The organism is Marinobacter salarius, from assembly GCF_032922745.1.
Taxonomy (GTDB): Bacteria; Pseudomonadota; Gammaproteobacteria; order Pseudomonadales; family Oleiphilaceae; genus Marinobacter.
On the sequence record NZ_CP136693.1, the window covers coordinates 4,017,820 to 4,037,277 of the forward strand.

Annotated in this window: 16 protein-coding genes; 7 read left to right on the forward strand and 9 right to left on the reverse strand. The window is 58.2% G+C overall.

The features are described from left to right. Positions 1 to 245 precede the first annotated feature (245 nt). Together R1T46_RS18650 and R1T46_RS18655 are read left to right on the forward strand one after the other, a co-directional pair. Entirely contained in the window at positions 246 to 1,715 is a 1,470-nt protein-coding gene (locus R1T46_RS18650) for an amidase (RefSeq protein WP_317306527.1), read from the forward strand. A gap of 186 nt (positions 1,716 to 1,901) precedes the next feature. Further along, entirely contained in the window at positions 1,902 to 3,737 is a 1,836-nt protein-coding gene (locus R1T46_RS18655; protein ID WP_317306528.1) for a sensor domain-containing phosphodiesterase, read from the forward strand. Positions 3,738 to 3,753: 16 nt separating this feature from the next. Here the strand turns inward: R1T46_RS18655 and R1T46_RS18660 are convergent, their stop codons facing one another. Together R1T46_RS18660 and R1T46_RS18665 are read right to left on the reverse strand one after the other, a co-directional pair. After that, entirely contained in the window at positions 3,754 to 6,840 is a 3,087-nt protein-coding gene (locus R1T46_RS18660) for an efflux RND transporter permease subunit (RefSeq protein ID WP_317306529.1), read from the reverse strand. A gap of 5 nt (positions 6,841 to 6,845) precedes the next feature. Continuing rightward, positions 6,846 to 7,928: an efflux RND transporter periplasmic adaptor subunit gene (locus R1T46_RS18665; protein ID WP_317306530.1), complete on the reverse strand. Its 1,083-nt coding sequence runs from the start codon at positions 7,926 to 7,928 to the stop codon at positions 6,846 to 6,848. A 327-nt stretch (positions 7,929 to 8,255) separates the two neighbouring features. Between R1T46_RS18665 and ilvG the strand changes: the two genes are divergently transcribed. Both ilvG and R1T46_RS18675 read left to right on the forward strand, forming a co-directional pair. After that, positions 8,256 to 9,950 carry an acetolactate synthase 2 catalytic subunit gene (gene ilvG, locus R1T46_RS18670; protein ID WP_317306531.1) on the forward strand — a complete coding sequence of 565 codons (1,695 nt, stop codon included), beginning with the start codon at positions 8,256 to 8,258 and terminating at the stop codon, positions 9,948 to 9,950. Then, entirely contained in the window at positions 9,947 to 10,225 is a 279-nt protein-coding gene (locus R1T46_RS18675; RefSeq protein ID WP_036204520.1) for an ACT domain-containing protein, read from the forward strand. Before ilvG ends, R1T46_RS18675 begins: the two co-directional genes overlap by 4 nt. Before the next feature lie 338 nt (positions 10,226 to 10,563). Here R1T46_RS18675 and R1T46_RS18680 read toward each other — a convergent pair whose 3' ends face one another. The 3 genes from R1T46_RS18680 to R1T46_RS18690 all read right to left on the reverse strand — a co-directional run bounded on the left by R1T46_RS18680 (position 10,564) and on the right by R1T46_RS18690 (position 13,894). Next, a complete protein-coding gene (locus R1T46_RS18680) occupies positions 10,564 to 11,592 on the reverse strand; it encodes a proline racemase family protein (RefSeq protein ID WP_036204518.1) in 1,029 nt (342 codons plus the stop codon). Continuing rightward, entirely contained in the window at positions 11,592 to 12,740 is a 1,149-nt protein-coding gene (locus R1T46_RS18685) for an alcohol dehydrogenase catalytic domain-containing protein (RefSeq protein WP_317306534.1), read from the reverse strand. The genes R1T46_RS18680 and R1T46_RS18685 overlap by 1 nt, the downstream gene beginning before the upstream one ends. Positions 12,741 to 12,820: 80 nt before the next feature. Continuing rightward, complete coding sequence (locus R1T46_RS18690) at positions 12,821 to 13,894, reverse strand: AI-2E family transporter (protein ID WP_036204515.1); 1,074 nt, start codon at positions 13,892 to 13,894, stop codon at positions 12,821 to 12,823. A 188-nt stretch (positions 13,895 to 14,082) separates the two neighbouring features. Between R1T46_RS18690 and R1T46_RS18695 the strand changes: the two genes are divergently transcribed. Next, positions 14,083 to 14,511: an SRPBCC family protein gene (locus R1T46_RS18695; RefSeq protein ID WP_075195858.1), complete on the forward strand. Its 429-nt coding sequence runs from the start codon at positions 14,083 to 14,085 to the stop codon at positions 14,509 to 14,511. Positions 14,512 to 14,563: 52 nt separating this feature from the next. Here R1T46_RS18695 and R1T46_RS18700 read toward each other — a convergent pair whose 3' ends face one another. Next, a complete protein-coding gene (locus tag R1T46_RS18700) occupies positions 14,564 to 14,986 on the reverse strand; it encodes a tetratricopeptide repeat protein (protein ID WP_036204511.1) in 423 nt (140 codons plus the stop codon). Positions 14,987 to 15,186: 200 nt separating this feature from the next. Between R1T46_RS18700 and R1T46_RS18705 the strand changes: the two genes are divergently transcribed. After that, positions 15,187 to 15,909, forward strand: coding sequence for a YebC/PmpR family DNA-binding transcriptional regulator (locus tag R1T46_RS18705; protein ID WP_036204509.1), 723 nt, complete (start codon positions 15,187 to 15,189; stop codon positions 15,907 to 15,909). Positions 15,910 to 15,922: 13 nt separating this feature from the next. Beyond that, on the forward strand, positions 15,923 to 16,651 hold the full coding sequence (locus R1T46_RS18710) for a glutamine amidotransferase (RefSeq protein WP_227517773.1): 729 nt from the start codon (positions 15,923 to 15,925) through the stop codon (positions 16,649 to 16,651). Here R1T46_RS18710 and R1T46_RS18715 read toward each other — a convergent pair. From R1T46_RS18715 to R1T46_RS18725, 3 genes are read right to left on the reverse strand one after another with little or no spacing between them, the layout of a single operon-like run. Then, positions 16,648 to 16,998, reverse strand: a complete 351-nt coding sequence (locus R1T46_RS18715) for an FHA domain-containing protein (RefSeq protein WP_075195860.1) — start codon at positions 16,996 to 16,998, stop codon at positions 16,648 to 16,650. The two genes, R1T46_RS18710 and R1T46_RS18715, sit on opposite strands and share 4 nt — an antisense overlap. A gap of 14 nt (positions 16,999 to 17,012) precedes the next feature. Next, positions 17,013 to 17,756, reverse strand: coding sequence for a PP2C family protein-serine/threonine phosphatase (locus tag R1T46_RS18720; protein WP_075195861.1), 744 nt, complete (start codon positions 17,754 to 17,756; stop codon positions 17,013 to 17,015). Then, positions 17,756 to 19,414, reverse strand: coding sequence for a serine/threonine-protein kinase (locus tag R1T46_RS18725; protein ID WP_317306535.1), 1,659 nt, complete (start codon positions 19,412 to 19,414; stop codon positions 17,756 to 17,758). The genes R1T46_RS18720 and R1T46_RS18725 overlap by 1 nt, the downstream gene beginning before the upstream one ends. Positions 19,415 to 19,458 lie beyond the last annotated feature (44 nt).

Genomic DNA, 19,458 nt, shown 5'->3' on the forward strand with positions numbered 1-19,458 from the left:
GAAGAAAATGCCGAGAAAGTATCGGACGAGTGGTTCGGAAAATGAGTCGAAAGTGTCCAGGGGAATCATTAAATTCGCTTATTACTGTGATGGTGGCCAGAACAAGCTTATCGCCTGTCAAAACGGTCTGAAACTGGATTCTTACCTTTTGTGCAGAGCGATGCAATTTCCTGATATGACATATCATCACGTTTAGTCTTTGTATACAGTGGATGCAGCCCCGGAGCCAACACGGAGTATCCGCCTTGACCATCCAGTCTCAAGCACAATCCCTGCACACGTTCAGTGACGATCTACTTGACCGGCATGATGCCACCGCGCTGGCCGAACTGATTCGCAACGGCGACGTCTCACCAGACGAAGTGCTTGTGGCAACCCTGGCACGGGCGCGGCTGGCAGAACCCGTTATCCATGGTCTAGTCACTACCATTCCTGATAATGCGGAACTCATCGCGACTGAAGTCCGTTCCGGGAAAAACGGGCCTGGCTTGTTTTCGGGAGTCCCTACGGTAATCAAGGACAACACCGAGGTAAAAGGATTCCCCACCTCCCATGGCACCGCAGCCATCGATTCCCATCCGGCGGACAGAACCAGCCCTTTCGCCCGCCAGTTGCTGGCTCAGGGCCTGGTGTGTATTGGCAAAAGCACTCTGCCTGAGTTCGGTTTCAACGCCACCACTGAACCCACCCATGGCAGCCCAAGCCGCAACCCCTGGCACCTTCAATACTCCACCGGCGCTTCGTCAGGAGGTTCCGCCGCGCTGGTTGCGGCAGGTGTTGTCCCGATCGCCCACGCCAACGATGGCGGTGGCTCCATCCGCATTCCGGCCGCCTGTTGCGGGCTGGTGGGGTTGAAACCAACCCGGGGGCGGCTGATCGATAACGACGCAGCTAAAACACTACCCATCAATATCGTCAGTGATGGTGTCGTAACGCGCACGGTCAGGGATACCGCCAACTTCTATTACGGAGCGGAGCGCTTCTTCCGGAACCCGAAACTCCCAGCCATTGGAAAGGTAGAGGGGCCCGCCACGCGTCCACTCAGGATTGGCCTGGTGACCGACTCCATTAATGGTCACGCCACCGACATGCAAACGCGCGCTGCCGTTGAAAACACGGCGCAGTTGCTGGAAAAGCTGGGGCACAGGGTGGAACCAATGAAGATTCCCGTTGCCTCCTCTTTCCCCGATGATTTCGCGCTCTATTGGGGAATGCTGGCCTTCGGCGTGCGCGCCAATGGCAAGCGGTTGATTCACCCAAGTTTTGACAAGTCACGACTGGACGGGCTGACCCTTGGCCTGGACAAGGCCTTCCGGAGGCAGTTCTACAAATTGCCAGCGGCGCTCTGGCGCCTGCACCGGTCATATCACGACTACGCTCGCGCGATGGCCAGTTACGATGCCATTCTCACGCCGGTACTCGGCCACACCACCCCGGAGATCGGTTATCTGAGCCCTACGATTGACTTTGATACCCTGTTCGACCGCCTGACCCAATACGTAAGCTTTACCCCACTGGCCAACGCCACCGGCGCACCCGCCATTTCGCTGCCAGCCTGCCTCAACAACCAGGGTCTACCACTCTCCATTCAACTGATGGGCAAGCATGGGGGTGAGCAGACACTGCTGGAACTGGCGTTCTTGCTGGAGGACGCCGCGGGTTGGCCCAGAATAGACCAGCGTCCCGATCAATTGGTGGCGGGTCCCGCTCCCTGAACGGACAGGGGTTCACAAGCGACAACCGGTTTCCATCCACGCCCCTCATGACTTCGAAATGGACAGTATCACGGCCAGGGGCGAATATGAGAGAGTCGGGGAATGGAAGCTGCTGGCTCAATAACGGCCGGTCGCCACTTCTTGTCGTAAACCGACTATTGTTCCCGGAACTGACAGCCAGAGACTATGCACGATACGGACACCTTTGTGACCTTTCACAAGGCACTGACGGAACTCAGCCACAGTCCCGCGTTTGTCGACAAAAAACGCCCGCACAAACTCGCAGACCTGACGGAGCTCTGTGCGACGCTGCTCGACGTTGACCGGGTCAGTGTCTGGCAGTTCCCGGAGGAAGGGGATCGCATTGAATCCGAGTGGCTTCATACCAGAGACTCGGCCACCGGTGAAACATCCAGCCTTTACAAGTCCTATAATCCGGAGTACTTCTCGGCCCTCGAAACCGAGCGCGTCATTTCCGTCCAAGACGCGCAGAACGACCCCCGAACCCGGGCCTTCACGCCTGGGTACCTGGCCCCCCTCAACATAATGTCAATGCTTGACGCACCGGTGTTTGATGGTGCCCGGCTTAGCGGCGTTGTTTGCCTGGAATCAACGCGCAGACGTCAGTGGACCCTGCCGGAAATCTCCTTTGTCGTCGCCATTGCCGACACCATCAGTCTGATCAATACCTACGAAGCCTGGCTCGACTCGCAACGCGCACTCGAATACGTCACCCGTTACGATTCACTGACCGGGCTATCAAACATCGACTCCCTTCGAGGCCGTATCGGCCATCTTGCCGGTAAAATAGAGCGACGGGGTCTTGGTAGTCTGGCCCTGATATGGATTGATGTGGATCGTCTGAAATCCATTAACGATGGGCTTGGGCCGCAGGTAGGAGACGACGTTATTGCCGAAGTCGGCCGCCGACTGAAAAAACTCTCCGTTCCGGGTAAGGATCTATTGGCCAGGATTGCCGGCGATGAGTACGCCCTGATTGTGCGCAACCACACCATGCGGGACTCTCTGGAACTGACTGCCTCACGGATACGGCAGGAGATTAACAAGCCCATCCGTCTCACCGGCCACGCCATCAACGTTGGCGCAAGTCTTGGTATCTGTCACCTGCCCGGAGACTTTCAAACCACCGAAGATCTGTTACGAGGCGCCGAAGCCGCCATGTACAACGCCAAGCAGCGAGGCCGGAACCAGGCCTGCTTCTTTGACTCCAGCATCCAGACAACGGCCCGTTCCCGCTTCGCCCTGGAAAACGAATTACGGGTGGCCATCAGCGACCACACTTTGGACGTGTTCTACCAGCCCATCTTGAACACCTCCGGGTTGAAAGTAGAGTCCCTGGAAGCACTGGTGCGCTGGAAGCACCCGCAACGCGGCTGGCTGCCACCCATTGAGTTTCTGGATATAGCCAGAAGCGGTGGCCTGATGTATGCGTTGGGGGAGTGTGTGCTCCGCCGCGTATGCGAACACTGGCAACAGGCCCACAATCAGAGCATCACGCTGCCAGAGATTTCAGTCAACCTGGCGGCAGAGCAGGTGTCGGTGGCGGAACTGCCCAGCCTGATCCGGGGAACCTGCCGTGAACACAGCGTGCCGGTCAGCGCATTGCATTTCGAGGTAACCGAAGATTCCATTCAAGGGGATTTCAGCTCACTGACCCGTATTCTGAAAGAGCTAGTCGCCGACGGTGCAAGCCTGTCCATAGACGACTTTGGAACCGGTTATTCGTCGCTCTCCCGTCTCAAGAGTCTTCCCTTCTCGCGGATCAAGATTGACCGTTCCTTTATCAGCCAACTGCCAGACGACGAAGACGACTGCGCCATTACCCTGTCAATTCTCGGCCTGACGCGGGGCCTTGGGCTCTCGGTCGTGGCCGAAGGCGTCGAAACCGAAGCTCATGAACAGTGGCTTTTCCGGCAGGGCTGTGACTATCTGCAGGGCTATCGATACAGTAGGCCTCTGCCGTTCAACGCTCTCATGGATGAGTTTTTTCCACTGCCCTGACGATACAGTTCAGATGTCATGCGTCGCTGGAGTGATCAGCGGTAGCTGACTTGAATGCCCGCCCTACTTTGTCTCCCAGAACCAGCAGTGCAGGGGTCAACAACAGCGTGAGCACCGTTGCAAACGCCAACCCGCCTGCGATGGCGCTGGATAGCTGGGTCCACCATTGCGTGGATGGAGCACCGATGCCGAGCGATGGCGTTAGGAGATCCACGTTTACCCCGAGCACCATTGGCATCAACCCGAGTATGGTGGTGATGGCCGTCAGCAATACCGGTCGCAGGCGCAGACATCCGGTTTCCAACGCGGCCTCAAAGGCCGCCATACCGCTTCGGCGCATCTGGTTATAGGTGTCGATCAGAATGATGTTGTTGTTCACCACGATGCCCGCAAGGGCAATGATACCCATACCCACCATCACGATTCCGAACGACTGCCCGTTCAGCAGAAGGCCAAGCAACACGCCCGCCGTTGAAAGCACAATGGCCGATAGAATGAGCATGGTCTGATAGAGCGAATTGAACTGGGTCACCAGGATCAACAGCATCAGGGCAATGGCGACCAGAAACGCCGATGCCAGGAAATTCGAGGCCTGCTCCTGGTCCTCATTTTCGCCTGCAAATCGGACGGACACACCCTCGGGCGTTTCAGGCATTTGCTGCTGCAGCGCCATCAGAAGTTCGTCCGCACGGCGCCCCGGCTCTATCTCGGACTTGATCGTAATGGTGCGCTGTCCGTCTACCCGGGTAATGCTGCCAATCTTGTCACCGGGAGCCAGCTCAACAAACTCCGAGAGCGGCACCTGCCCGCGGCTGGTGTTAATCGTCTGGCGCTGGAATTGATCCAGCTCCCGCCAATTATTGGGCACTCTCACGGCGATATCGACTTCGTCGCGCACGTCCTCAGGACGATAGGTAGCGAGCACCAGTCCGTTGGTAATCAGTCGCACCGCACTACCAACACTGAGCACGTCTGAGCCAAATCGGGCGGCGGCTGAGCGGTCGACGTTCAGGCGCCATTCGATGCCCGGAAGGCTACGGTCGTCTTCGACATCCACGAAGCCATCAATGTCAGACATTCGCTCCCGGATAAGAGCGACATACTGCTCCAGTTTGTCGCTGTCCATACTGCTGACCATAAGCTCAATGGGCTTGCCATCCGCGGGACCGCCCTCCCGCTTGCGAAACTCCAGTTCGATGCCGGGAATGTCCGCAGTGAGTGAGCGGAAATCTTCCAGTATCTGTGTCGCTGGCCGTCGCTCAAACCAGTCCGTGAACTGGAACTGCAGCACACCGATGACGTCTGGCGCCATCTGATTTCCGGGACTGACCATTGAGCGAGCATAGAGGGCTTTCACCTCCGGCATTCCCTGTAAACGCTGCTCGACCTGTCGAACGATGGCATCGCGCTCCTGCACAGACAGATCGCCTCTGGCCCTGACATGTACCTGTGCTGAATCCGGCTCCACGCTCGGGAAAAATTCAACACCGTGGTTGAACTTGCCATAGGCCGCATAGATCACCACAACGACGCCAAGCACGCCAAGCAGTGTAAACCCCGGCTTTGCCAGCAATCGCCCAAGAAAACCACGGTAGACGTCCGTCATCCGACCACTGATCGCAGACTGGGGACGGCGCTTTCCGCCGCTGATGCTGCCAAGGACCGGCAAAAATACGAGAGCCATGGCCAACGAGGCGGTCAGGCAGATGATGACGGTGGTGGGCAAAAAGCTCATGAACTCGCCAACCACGCCCGGCCAGAACAATAGGGGAATGAAAACCGCCAGCGTGGTGGCGGTTGACGCGATGATGGGCCAGGCCATGCGGCTGGCCGCCTCGCCCCATGCAGACTTCACGCTCTGGCCCTCGGAGAGGTTCCTGTCGGCAAGCTCCGACACCACGATGGCTCCGTCCACCAGCATGCCAGCCACCAGTATGAGGCTGAACAGAACCACAATATTCAGGGTGAAGCCCATGCCCCAGATCACCAGGATACCGGTCAGGAACGCACCGGGAATGGTGAGTCCCACCAACAGGGCAGAACGGGGGCCCATGGCGGCTATAATCAGGACGATTACCAGCACGATGGCGGTCAGCACGTTGTTAAGCAAGTCGCTTAGAATGTCCCGCACGTCACCGGACTGGTCCATAATGTAACGAACTTCCAGCTCATCAGGCAGTTGCGGTCCAGCACTGTCAATCAGAGCTTTCACCTTTTCCACGGTTTCGATGATGTTGGCGCCGGTGCGCTTGGAAATTTCCAGCACCAGCGCCGGTTCACCATTGATCCTGGCGAACCCTCTCGGGTCCTTGAAGGTACGCTGCAGCATCGCCACGTCGCCAAACGTCACAACGGTGTCACCGCCCACCTTGACCGGCATGGCCATGACATCCTCCACGGATTCAATAACGCCCGGAACCTTCATGGTCATGCGACCGGCACCGGTATCCAGGCTTCCGGCAGCAACCAGTTGATTGTTACGCGTGACCAACGTCGCCAACTGATCAAAGTCGACGCCATAGCTTTCAAGCACCTGGGGATCAACTACGATCTCGAGGAGGTCTTCCCTGTCACCGCCAATGTCCACTTCCAGCACTTCCGGGATGCCTTCGATGGCGTCCTGCAAACCCCGGGCAACCGTCACCAGTTCCCGCTCTGACAGCGGCCCCGACAGGCCGACCGACATTACCGGGAAAAGCGCCACGTTGATTTCGTTCACCCGTGGCTCGTCCGCTTCCTGAGGCAGTTTACTGCGGGCGGTGTCTACCTTTTCCCGAACATCCTGAAGCGCTATATCGGGGTCAAACCCGGCATCAAATTCCAACATCACCGAGGCGTGGCCCTCCGATGCCGTACCTCGCATCTCCTTGACGCCCTCGAGAGAGCGCAACTCCTGCTCCATGGGCCGTATCAGCAGGCGCTCACCATCCTCCGGGCTTATTCCCTCCAGTGTCATTGACACATAGATCATCGGGATGGTGATGTCCGGATTTGCCTCTTTGGGGATGGTCTGAAAAGCCGCGATTCCGCCCAGAATCAGGAAAGCCAGTGTCAGAAGGGTGGTTCGGCTGCGGTCGAGAGCGGCGAAAATCAAGGTTCGCATATCGGTCAGCCCCGGTCCGAATCACGATCAACCGGGCGTACCTGCTGCCCGATGGATACAAAACCCGCCCCCCGGGTAATCAACCGGATTTCATCCGGCAGGCCCGTGACCCAGGCGCCGTCCGTAGTGACGTTCAGCAGTTTGACCGTGGTAAACACCACTTCGTTATTGTCGCCCACATAGCGAACACCAGGCCGGCCATCATCTCCAAGACTGAGATAGGCCGGCGAAATGAACATCGCCTCCACTTCCGGCAAAGCAATGCGCAGCGTGGCACTACCGCCGGCAACCCGTTTACGTTCCGGGTTGTCTATGGACACTTCCACCGGGAAACTGCGGGTGTCAGGGTCTGCGGCACTGGCCACGAAATTCACCACGCCCTCCAGGCTGTCGCCATCCAACGTGCGAATGGTCACGGCCTGCCCCTCTTCGACGGCGCTCACTGACTGCTGCGGGATTTGTCCCGTCGCTTTCAGCCGATCAACGCGCACCAGCTCCAACAGTGGTGACCCGACCTGGACCAGGTCACCAAGATCAACATCCCGTCGATTCACCGTTCCGTCAAAAGGCGCGCGTGGCTCCAGGTTGTCAACTGCAAGGCGTGCCTGAGCGAGTTCCGCCCTGGCCGCGGACAATTCACTTTGCAGGGTCAATACTTCAGATTCAGAGGTGAGGTTCCGGGAGCGGAGCTTCTGGGCAGCCGATAGATCGGCCTCCAGTTTGCGAATGCGGGATTGCCATTGTTCTACCGAGGTACGTCGGCCATCCTCGGAAAGTCGAAGCAGGACATCCCCTGCCTCAACCTGGGCACCCTGCTCCACCATCAGCTCTTCTACTGTACCGGCCACCCGGGCACCAATCGATACAGTTCGCCAGGGTTCCAACTGCCCCTGCAGCATCAACCCGGGCTCGTAAAGCCTTGTCCTCAGCACATCCACCTGAACGGAGGGCGTACTGACGGCATCCTCAGGTGTGTTCTCTGGTGCCTCATCCCGTGCTTCCTTGACGTCACCGGTTGCCATCCACACAACCAATAAGGCCAGTACCAGAAAGGACAATCCGATAGATCCCAGTTTTGCTTTGGTCATTGATCGCTCGCAGTTACATTCGGGTGATGTCGGTTTACAGTCCAGGCACACGTTTCAAAAACTGTCAGAAAACGGTTGCATCCGGTTGTTTTCGTGGGGTAGATTCTACACATAAATTTCTCACAGATTCAGAGCAGATACTCATTTTATGAATCTCAACGCAGTGGTTGTCCTTGTGAAGCTAGTCCTGGTGGTCGTGGTACCGTCCGGGGGCTTCTGTGTGGACAAGCGGGTGAGATAGAAACAGACTCGACAAACACACGAAAGCCCCCGGCACCGAAAGGTCCCGGGGGCTTTTTTTTGCATCAGGAAAAAGGAATAACGACCATGAACGGCGCACAGCACATTCTTGACGCGTTCCACCGCCACAGCATCAGCACGGTTTTCGGGTATCCGGGAGGCTGCATCATGCCGCTATACGATGCGCTGGTGGACGATGTCGGCGTGGAACACGTGCTGTGCCGCCACGAACAGGCCTGCGCCCTGGCCGCCGACGGCTACGCTCGCGCAAGCGGTAAGCTCGGCGTATGTATTGCCACCTCAGGCCCCGGCGCCACCAACCTGATCACGGGCGTTGCCAACGCTCACCGGGACTCCATCCCCATGCTGGTCATCACCGGCCAGGTACCCTCGGGATTGATCGGTACCGACGCCTTCCAGGAAACCGACGTATTGGGCATGACGCTGGGCATCGTTAAACACAGCTATCTGGTCGACGACGCAGACAACCTGCCCGCGATCATGGAAGAGGCCATGGAACTGGCTCAAAGTGGGCGGCCGGGGCCGGTGTGGATTGATATACCCAAGGACCTGCTGCTGGCTGACGTCAGCGATGCTCCCTTCCCGCGGCCCGAACCACAGGAGACTAGTTTCCCGGACCTGGCCGAAGCGCTCTTGATGCTGCGGGCAGCCCGCAAACCCATACTCTACAGCGGTGGTGGCATCAGCCTGGCACACGCTGAAGACCGCTTTCGCACTTTTGCTGAATCCGCCGCTTTGCCAGCGGTGGTAACGCTCAAAGGCATCGGAAACCCGGGAAAACACAACCCTTACAACCTGGGCATGCTGGGTATGCACGGCTCCCGGGCGGCCAACAAAGCTGTGGATGAATGCGACCTGTTGCTGGTTATCGGTGCCCGCCTGGACGACCGCGCCACCGGCAGCCTGGATGGCTTCGCCCCAAACGCGAAGATGATCCACATTGACGCCGACGCCGCCGAGATCAACAAACTGCGCCCGACCGAGTTGGCTATTCGGGGGGACCTGAATGACATTCTCGAAACACTGACCAACGCCTTACAGGATAAGCCGCTGGACATTGGCGACTGGCAGAAACAGTGCCGAACCTGGCACACCACCGGCGGCTTCCACGCCGCCGACAACGAAGAACCCCTGGCTCCGATCACCGGCCCGGCTTTTGTTCGCCAGCTCTCCCGAATTGCCCCCGACGATACCGTGATCGCTTGCGACGTTGGCCAGCACCAGATGTGGGTAGCCCAGCACTACGACTTTGATCACCCTCGCCACCACCTCACCAGTGGCGGCCTGGGCACCATGGGCTTTGGCCTGCCCGCTGCCATCGGTGCCCAGTTTTCCGACCGCAATAGTACGGTGATCAACGTGACGGGCGATGGCTCGTTCATGATGAACGCCCAGGAACTGGCCACTATCCGCCGCTATAACCTGCCGGTAAAACTGATCGTCATGGACAACCAGTGCCTGGGCATGGTGCGCCAGCAACAGGAACTGTTCTACGGCAATCGTGAAAGCCAGATCAACCTGGACGACAACCCGGACTTCGTCGCCATGGCCCGCGCCTTCGACATCCCGGCGTTGCACATCAGCCGCACTGACCAGATCCGCCGTGGCATCGAAACCATCCTGGCCTACAACGGCCCGATGCTGCTGCATGTGGCCATCAGCCGTGAGGAGAACGTCTGGCCCATCGTCAAACCCGGCGCCAGCAACCGCGAAATGATCGACGAAACCCGACGCACCAACAAAAAGGAACACGTTGCATGAAACCGCAAAGCCAGTCCTCAACACCGAGCTATAAGATCAACTGCCGCATGTCGCAGGAAGCGGCCGCCCTGGAGCGCCTTTGCCAGGTAGTCCGTATTCGCGGTTTCCGGATTGCAACGATGGCGGTGGAATCCGCCGGGGAGCATCTCGATATCACCCTGACCCTGGAGGGAACCCGGCCGATTGCCATGCTCCAGTCGCAACTGGAGAAATTGCATACGGTGGCGGAAGTTGCCCTTGGTCAGGTTTCGGGGGTTCGGGTTCAGACTGCCTGACGCTTTGGGAGTTGCTTTCTCTTTCGTAGCCTGATGGTTTTGGGGGCGGGCTTGCGGGGTGGCATCTGTATTTTTCTTGAAAAAGAACTCGCTTCGCTCGGACATCTTTTTCTGGCGAAAAATCCAGATACCACCCCGCGCCGAGCTGACCACGGAGGGTTCGCGAAGCGCGAAGAGAGAAAAAGCGACTGGAAAGGTTCTGGATATTCCTGAGCTGCACGTCGATAGGGGGGTGGGGGTATTTTTTCTGGTAAGGAAAAAGATGTCTGAGCAAAGCGAGTTCTTTTTCCAGAAGAAAAAATACCCCCACCCCCCGTATCCGCCCGCAAAACCTCAGGCTACAAAAGAATGTGAGTAAGCCCCCCACAGTCCACCATCGGATCATCACAGTTTACGATGATATCCGCCCGGTTAAGCACGTAGCTCTTGCCGGTGATGGTATTCTCGACCACCTGATGTTCCCCTTCCTGGCGCACGCCAGTGAATTCACCGATAAACCCGGTTTCACGCAGGGAGACGGTCTCCAGTCGGTCGCCCGGGCTGATTTTGCCCTCGTAGTTCATTAACGCAAGCCGTGCTGAAGTACCCGTGCCGGTGGTGCTGCGGCAGATAACTCCGGGATGCACATAGGTGGCCGACCGTGAGCGATACGAATGATCCGACAATTGTTCAACCGGCCCCATGAAATGGAGAAAGGGTAAGGGTCCGACATCACCCAGCGTGTAGTGGGAGAAGCCGCGTTCTGCCTGGATGGCCTCTACTATCTGATAGGCGCATTCGCTGAGTTTGCGTTCTTCATCCAGGGTCAGGGAAAACCCAAGGCTCGTCGCGTCCACCAGGGCGTAGAAACCGCCGCTGTAGGCTACGCTGTAGGATACGTCACCGATCGAGGGCACGTGGATGCTGGCCTGGTAGGTGTCAATGTAACTGGGCAGCCCGCCGCAGGTAATGGCTTCCACAACTCCGTCCCGAACAAGGGCGTCGATGTGGACCAGGCCCGCAGGCGCTTCCAGCGCGAAGCTCTGCCACCCTTCCCGCTTGGCGACGATGCCACTCTCCAGAACGGCCGTGGCGGTACAGATGGTGTTGGAACCGGAGTAAATCGGATACCCCATCACTTCCATGATGATATAACCGGCGACCGCCTCGGGGTCCGTGGGAGGCACCAGCAGGTCCACGGACATTTCCGGGATGCCGTAGGGCTCTTCCAGTAGTAACGTGCGAAGGCCATCCGCCTTGTCCCGCAGGTATTCCATCTGGGCGCGCACGGTGTCCCCCGGAAGCGGGCAAATCCCGCCAGTCACGATCCGGCTTACATCCCCGCCGGCGTGGGTGTCCATCAGTTGCAGTTTGAGTTCGGGACGCATCAGGACTTCTCCAGGGCAAACGGGGCACCATGCTCGGCCCATTGGGCATCCGGGACGATTACGATTTTTCCCAGATAGTTGCTGTTGCGATTGACGAAGTAGCGTTCCGCTTCGTGCAACTCTGAAAGTCTGAAAGCGGCGTGCAGCACCGGCTTCAGCTGACCGCTGCGAATCCAGGCCACCAATTGCTCCGCTTCTTCACGGGTGCCGTGTGACACGCCGAACACCTGCACCTGATACAGGTAGATCCGTGTCCACATGATTTCGCTGACGTTCCCGGCGCTGGCGCCGGCGATACTGAGCCTTGGATAGTCACCGCGGCTGTTCATGTCGAAGATCATGGTGTCGATAAACTGATCGGTCATCTCGCCACCGGCCAGGTCCATCACGGCGTCTATCGGCCGACCACCAGTGACGGACCGCACCTGATCCGTGAAGTTGTCCATGTCGGAACGGTACAGCACGGCTTCGGCGCCCAGATTGAGCAGAGGGTCGGCCTTATCACGCTGGCTCAGCGCGTAGGGAATCGCCCCCATGATGCGGCAAAGCTGGATAAGGGCGGTGCCAACGCCACCACTGGCACCGGTCACAAGGATGTGCTCGCCCGCTTTTATCCGTGCGGATGTGAGCATGTGCAAGGCGGTCTGATAGGAGCACATGCCCATAGCGGCAAGTTCGGCATCGGCCAGATCGGCATTCTCGACATGGTGAAATTGGTCGGAAGGCACAGCAATATATTCCGCGAACCCACCATCGGCGCCGTGGCCGTAGTAGTCCGGGGTCAGGTTGATATTCCGGCGGTCGTCGGCGTAGAGGTTAAAGTCCAGCAGGCCTCGTTGGCCGATCCGCGTATCCTCAACACCCTGCCCCACGGCGACGATACGCCCAACAACGTCCGCGCCTTGAACTCTTGGGAACGTCAGCGTGGCTGAGCCTCCCATCTGGAAGGAGGTTACGTCGCCTTTATCCTTGGTGGGGTAAAGACCCTCCCGGGCTTTGCGGTCGGTGTTGTTCTTGGCGGTGGCGGTGACCTGGACGAGCACCTCTCCCGCACCAGGGGTGGGGATGGGCACGTCTTCGGTGTATTCCAGTTTCTCGACGCCACCGTGGCCGGTGAGCAGCATGGCTTTCATGGTCTTCTGGATCATGGGCGTTCTGCTCCTGCTTTGCTGGATATCAGGTCAGGATAGGCCAGATTCCCAGCAGTGTCAGGGCCCCCTGGCCGCTTTTACCGGGCAATAACCTTGTAAATCGGCCGCAGTTTCGGGATTTGTTTGAGGACCACCTGAATGATGGTCATCAGGGGGACCGCCAGCAACACGCCAACCGGGCCCCACAACCAGCCCCAGAAGAAGATGGACACGAAGATGACGACGGGATTGATCGCCATGCGGAAACCGTGGATCCAGGGCTCTATGAAAAACCCGACGGTAGAGGTAAGAGCCAAATAGCCGAGCGGGGCGATGGCCATTATCCAGAGTGTGTCGAGGCTGGTGGCAGACACAACCGCAAGCAGGATGATGGTCAGGATAACGCCCAGATAAGGGATGAATCTGGCCAAGCCGGCAACGAGCCCCCAAACGGCTGGGTCCGGAAGCCCCACTGCCCAGCAGATGAGCCCGGTGGTGATGCCAACCAGCAGGTTGCTGAGGCTGAGTACCGCCAGATACTGGGCGATCTGTTGCTGGGAATCGCGGGCAATCTGGAGCACGTTGCGGCGCTGTCGCTTCGGGAGTTGTCGCACAAAGTTGAGGATGATGCGGTCACCACCCACGAGCAGGAAATAGGTCAGGGCCAGCGCAAGTGCGAGGCCGGCCGCACCGTTACGGGCCTTGTTCAGTAGCTGGTTTCGCCAAGAGTCAGTTTTCAGGACGACAGTGTTGGTTGTGGTCTTCTCGTCTTTGGATAGTTCGTCCATCGACTCTTCCACTTTCTTTGCCGATTCGTTGACCTTATCAATCTGGCTTTTTATGCCGCTCTCACCCATGAGCAGTCGAGAGATCCCCTGTGGCGCCTGCTGTGCCCACTCCAGGGCAGGCGTTGCGACGGTCGCCCCAACACCCGCCAGACCAGCGATCACCACGATGATCAACACCAATGAGCTGAGCACCCTTGGGATCCCGGCTTTGTCATAGGCTTTTTTGACAAGGGGAAACAACAGCAGGCTGGTCAGGACCGCGAGGACAATTGGCAGGACAATCTGGTGGGCGACGTAGAGGGTATAGAGTATCCCGAGCGCAAAGATGCCATTCAGTGGTGTCGCGAGATCTGAGCGTGCGGGTTGTTCGTTATCGTTGTTCATGCGGGTCCATGCACCTTGTCGGGCTGTATTGGGGGTATGATAACTGATGCACCACGAGGCTCAGTGTACCTGTCGCTCGGCTGTCATTCAGCCCTTTTGGGCCAACGCTCGGTCATTGCCACCACGTCACTTTTGTTGTAACACATAACCGGATACCCTGATGAAAACCGTCTCTGAAGAGTTCATACATGGCGAACTACAAGATTGAAATTGACGAAACCTTTGATGTGCCGCGCAACCGTGTGTTTGCACTGTTTGCGGATCATGAGCGCTTCGGGAAGCTGTTGGGAGCACCAGTGAAGCGCATTCGCGACAGCGACCAGGCCGACCCCAACGGCCTTGGGTCCATCCGCAAGATCGGCATCGGCCCCATCGGCCTTGAAGAGACCGTCATTACCTTCGAGCCGGGGTTGCTTATTGAGTACACCATTTCCAGCATGAGCCCCATCCGCAACCATATCGGTCGCATCCGCTTCGACGATGCCGCCAATGGCAGGACTCGCGTCCAGTACACCATTTCCTTTGACGACATCGTGCCGTTCACCGGCAAACTGGTCAGCTCCGCTCTTGATCAGGGGATCCGTAAGGGCATCCGCAGGGTGCCCAAGTTGGCGTAAGCAACTGAAGAACTCGTTGCTGGGCGGGGGTATTGTGGCAGGTTGATAATGATCAATCTTCGGTTGCGGCACGCTCCCGCCAGTGGCGGGCCAGTTGCGGATCTGCCCTGGTACCAATGCCCGCTTCATAGGCCTTTGCCACTTCGGACATGCTCAGCTTGTCGCCAGCCTCCGCTGCCCTCAGATACCACTCGAAAGCCTTCGAATCGCTCTGTGCCGTGCCTTGCCCGGCTGCGTGCATATTGCCCAGGTTATACATACCCTGCCGACTCCCCGCTTCGGCAAGCGCCTGGTAACGTTCGAACGCCAGATCGTACTGGCCCATCTTGTAGACGGCATAGGCCTCCAGGACCTGGATCATCTCCCGAGCCACGCCCATCTGCTGATCCGGCTCGGCACTGTTTGCCACTGTCGGAGCTCCGGTGAACAGCAGCAAACTCACGGCTGCAATGAGCGATGTTCGAACGGACCTCATGGCAATCTCCGCGTTCGGTGATAATGGCGATGTTCCGACCGTAACACGAACACATTCTGCGGTACCTGACCGGAAAGTTCTGAAACCCTGGCACTTTGGTACCATGGAAGAGCCGTCGACAACCTCGATAAATAAGGCTGTCACCGGCCTGTGTAGTCGAGTAAAATCCGCACTTTTGAAAATGAAATTGAGGCAGCGTAATGGGCAGAGCCTATCAAAACCGCAAAGACTCCATGGCCAAAACGGCCGCCGCCAAAACCAAGGTCTACAGTAAGTACGGCCGCGAAATCTATGTGTGCGCCAAGTCCGGCGGCCCGGACCCGGATGCAAACCTCAGCCTGCGTGGCCTGATCGACCGTGCCAAGAAAGATCAGGTGCCCGCGCACGTCATTGAGAAGGCCATCGAGAAAGCCCGGGGTGGCGCTGGTGAGGATTTCTCCCCTGCTCGCTATGAAGGATTCGGCCCCGGCAACTGCATGGCCATCGTGGATTGCCTGACCGACAACCCCAACCGTACCTTCGGCGACGTACGCCTGGCGTTTACCAAGACCAAGTGCAAGATCGGCACCCAGGGCAGCGTCAGCCATATGTTCGATCACTGCGCCATTCTCGGCTTCAAGGGCGACGACGAGGAAGCGGCTCTGGAAGCACTGATGATGGCGGATGTGGATGTCACTGACATTGAGCACGAAGAGGGTATGATTACTGTGTTCGCGCCCCACACCGAATACGCCAAGGCGCGACAGGCACTGCAGGAAGCGTTTGAAGGCCTGGAGTTTGACGTAGACGAGATCCAGTTCCTGCCCCAGACCACCACCACTGTCGAAGGCGACGACATTGAGCTGTTCGAGAAGTTTATGGACATGCTGAACGACCTCGATGACGTCCAGAATGTTTACCACAACGCAGTCATCGCAGACTGACGGGAGCAACACCTTGGCCAGGGTCGTCATACTCAAAACAGGTAATACCTACCCGTCCCTTCTGGAGTCGTTCGGGGATTTCGATAACTGGTTTTTGGCCGGGCTGGATCCGGAGCTCGACCTTCACGTAGTCGATGTTACGGTTGACGACCTACCGGGCAAACCCGGGAATTGGGACGGGATCGTGGTGACGGGATCACCAGCCATGGTCAGCGACCGGGCGCCCTGGAGTGAGGGCACTGCCGCGTGGCTAGCTGAGGCAGTGACGGAAGAGGTGCCAGTTCTGGGGGTCTGCTATGGCCATCAGCTGCTGGCCCACGCTCTGGGTGGTGAAGCAGGTTATCATCCACAAGGCCGGGAAACCGGCACCCATCAGGTAGAGTTGCTGGACGCTGCGATGGATGACCCTCTGTTTAAGGGGTTGCCCCAAACATTTCCGGCGCAATTGACGCATCGGCAATCCGTACTCAGGTTGCCGGAGAATGCCGTTCTCCTGGGCCGAAACGAGTTCGAACCGCACCAGGCCTTTCGTGTGGGCCGCTGCGCCTGGGGTATCCAGTTCCACCCGGAATTCTCAGCAGAGGTGATGCGGGCCTACCTCAAGGTGCAGGCACCCGATCTGGAAAAGGAAGGGCTCGATGCCAAGGCTCTGATTGAGAATGTGATCGACGCGCCCAATGCCACGTCCCTGCTCGGCCGCTTCTCCCGACTGGTGCTCAACGGCCTGCCAGTGGACCACTAATCCAGTATGTAGGCGGTTTTCTCCAGCGCATTTTCCTCTTCGTCAATGAAGCGGAATTCGTTCCAGCCAATGCGAACCAGGTCGTTACTGTTCAGGCGCTGGCGTCGGTCAATCCGCAGTTCGTTCACAAACGTTCCGTTGGTGCTGTTCTGGTCGGTGATGTAATAGTCCACCGTACCCTCCAGATAGGCATTGGGCACCGCCTCAATCAACGCATGATGGCCACTGACCGAAATCTCGTCGATGCGAATATCGTTATCGCCACGCCTGCCGACATGAATCTCCGGCTGCTCCAGCTCAAAAGTGGTCACCACAACGTTGTCCACCAGTTGGGAAAGTGACGCCATACAGGCCTCCTCCATTAATTAAGAATCAACAGTACAACGGACACATTGTCGGCCGCCTCGTTATCCAGGCTCGCATCCACCAGCGCCCGGACCTTATCGTCGGGTGTTTCGCACGTAGACATCAGCGACAGCCATTGGTCCTCCGGCAAAGCCCCCGTAAGGCCATCGGAACAGAGCAGTAAGGAATCTCCAGCTGCCATCCGCACGCGGCGGAAGCTGGCAATGGCCGTTGAGGCGCCAAGCGCCCGTGTCAGCACATTACGAAAAGGCACATGGGGCACGTCATCAGGGCGGATGCTGCCGTCATCCAGCATGTTCTGTACCACGGTGTCATCCCGGGTCTGGCATGCCAGCTCTCGCCCTTGAACGAGATAGCAGCGGGAATCCCCCAGGTGGGCAAGGTGAGCCTCACCGTCAATCACCCACGCCATCACCAGCGTGGTCCCCATTTTTGCCAGGTCTGCATCGGCAGCCCTTTGATCGGCAATTCGCTCACTGGCCAGGTTGATCGCAAACTGTATGGCGTCGTCCGGCTCCTCCGGCACACCTTCATCCGGCGACAACCAGGGCACCAGCACTTCCATCACCGTGTCTACGGCTATACGGCTGGCCACTTCCCCGCCGTGGTAACCGCCCATGCCATCGGCAACCACAAGCAGCACCTGCCGGTTATCCTCGCTGACCCGCCAGTCAATAGCGTCCTGGTTGGCTGTACGCAACGCCCCTACATCCGTTATGCCAGCCACCTGGGGATTCATCACGATGCTTCCTCCCTTGCCTCACGGCTCGCCTGTCTTCGCAACGCTTCCGCCATGGTGGCGGCACTCAGGAAGCGCTTGTCAGGCTCCCGTTGTATGGCTTTATTAATCAGACGGACAACACCGTTGGGGAGTTCCGGGTTGAACTCGCGGACACTCCGTGGGCGCTTGTTCAGAATCTGGTAGGTCAGGTTGGCCAGGGTGTCACCCTGATAGGGTGTCTCGCCGCACACCAGTTTGTACAGCGTGATTCCCAGACTGTAGGTATCGGTGGCGCCAGTCACTTTCTGGCCCTTGAGCTGCTCCGGAGACATATACAGTGGGCTGCCCATGACACTCCCGGTGCGAGTCCGGGAGTCGTCCGAGATCTTGGCTATGCCGAAATCGGTAATCTTGATCTCACCGTTGTCCGGGTTGAAGATGATGTTACCCGGTTTGATATCGCGATGGATGATCTTCTGGCGATGCGCGTAATCGAGGGCATCCGCCACCCGGGCGACGATATCCAGCACCTTCGCCAGCGGCAGTAACCGCCCCGGCTTGCCAAATTCACTAAGCGGCCTGCCCTTTGCGTAATCCATGGCGATAAACGCAAGGTCGGCCTCTTCCCCGACATCATACACGGTGACAATTGCCGGATGGCTGAGGCGGCCCGCCGCCTCAGCTTCCCGAAAGAACCGTGATTTCAGGTCCCGCAGCTCGTTGTCCTCAAAGGCCTGGTAACTGAGTGTCTTGATGGCCACGGTACGGGCTATTTTGGGGTCCTTGCCGAGATAGACCACACCCATGGCGCCGCGCCCTATCTCACGCTCGATCTCGTAGCGGCCCAGGGTGGGCCGGCTGACGCTCTGCTCGGGCATGACCAGGGTTCGGGTATTGTCAAAACCACCGGGAGAAACGACGGTTGCCTCGGTGGTCAGGCTCTCAAGCGCCGCCAGGCGTTTTTCCACGTCCCGGTACTTCCGCTTCTGCTGAAGAATCTGCTGGTAGGTGGCGGACGCCCGGTCGTACTGACGTTTGCGCTCCTGCTGAATGGCAACGTCATATTGCAGTGCCAAGGTGTCTTCGGTGGGTGGGCATTCGGCCAGCACCTCGAGCGCCTCATCGGACTGCCCCTGTTGTAACAACAGGCGGCCAAGTCGGGTGCGGGCTGCACGAACGTTCTCCGACAACGCGACAATATCACGCCTCGGCTGTAGCCAGAACAGCATAATGATGTAACCGACCATCAGCAGGGTGACCACTTCACCCAATGGCAACCAGGCGCTCTGATAGAACATGAGCGCCGCTTGTAGAACCACCAGAGCCCCGGCAACGAGCAATAGCACCGGTAGAGCAACCGCGCCTCCCATTTGTGGAACCGCAAGCACCAGGATCAATGCCGACACCATCAAACCGGCGCGAATCGCCAGCGCCGACCACTCGGGTTCGACAAGCCCCCGGGCCTGAAGCGCCGTTGCGAATGCGGCCGGTGACATATCCACCACTTTGACGGCATCCTCAATGCCCGCAGGGTTGCCAAGAGTGCTGAACAGTACCCGATCCAACCAACCCAGCAGCGGCAATGCGTCCCCCACAAACACAGAGGCCAGCGCCAGCACAACAATAAGCAGGCGCAAACTGAACAGACGGGAACCAATTAGAGCCAGTGAATTCACAGGAATCGTTGTCGTAAATGATTGATACAACAAGTTTAGAAAGT

What these genes read in the sequence shown, in the direction of transcription:
- R1T46_RS18655 (WP_317306528.1), top strand. Translation starts at nt 1,902, where the DNA reads ATGCACGATACGGACACCTTTGTGACCTTTCACAAGGCACTGACGGAA.
- R1T46_RS18660 (WP_317306529.1), bottom strand. Translation starts at nt 6,840, where the DNA reads ATGCGAACCTTGATTTTCGCCGCTCTCGACCGCAGCCGAACCACCCTT.
- R1T46_RS18665 (WP_317306530.1), bottom strand. Translation starts at nt 7,928, where the DNA reads ATGACCAAAGCAAAACTGGGATCTATCGGATTGTCCTTTCTGGTACTG.
- ilvG (WP_317306531.1), top strand. Translation starts at nt 8,256, where the DNA reads ATGAACGGCGCACAGCACATTCTTGACGCGTTCCACCGCCACAGCATC.
- R1T46_RS18675 (WP_036204520.1), top strand. Translation starts at nt 9,947, where the DNA reads ATGAAACCGCAAAGCCAGTCCTCAACACCGAGCTATAAGATCAACTGC.
- R1T46_RS18680 (WP_036204518.1), bottom strand. Translation starts at nt 11,592, where the DNA reads ATGCGTCCCGAACTCAAACTGCAACTGATGGACACCCACGCCGGCGGG.
- R1T46_RS18685 (WP_317306534.1), bottom strand. Translation starts at nt 12,740, where the DNA reads ATGATCCAGAAGACCATGAAAGCCATGCTGCTCACCGGCCACGGTGGC.
- R1T46_RS18690 (WP_036204515.1), bottom strand. Translation starts at nt 13,894, where the DNA reads ATGAACAACGATAACGAACAACCCGCACGCTCAGATCTCGCGACACCA.
- R1T46_RS18695 (WP_075195858.1), top strand. Translation starts at nt 14,083, where the DNA reads ATGGCGAACTACAAGATTGAAATTGACGAAACCTTTGATGTGCCGCGC.
- R1T46_RS18700 (WP_036204511.1), bottom strand. Translation starts at nt 14,986, where the DNA reads ATGAGGTCCGTTCGAACATCGCTCATTGCAGCCGTGAGTTTGCTGCTG.
- R1T46_RS18705 (WP_036204509.1), top strand. Translation starts at nt 15,187, where the DNA reads ATGGGCAGAGCCTATCAAAACCGCAAAGACTCCATGGCCAAAACGGCC.
- R1T46_RS18715 (WP_075195860.1), bottom strand. Translation starts at nt 16,998, where the DNA reads ATGGCGTCACTTTCCCAACTGGTGGACAACGTTGTGGTGACCACTTTT.
- R1T46_RS18720 (WP_075195861.1), bottom strand. Translation starts at nt 17,756, where the DNA reads ATGAATCCCCAGGTGGCTGGCATAACGGATGTAGGGGCGTTGCGTACA.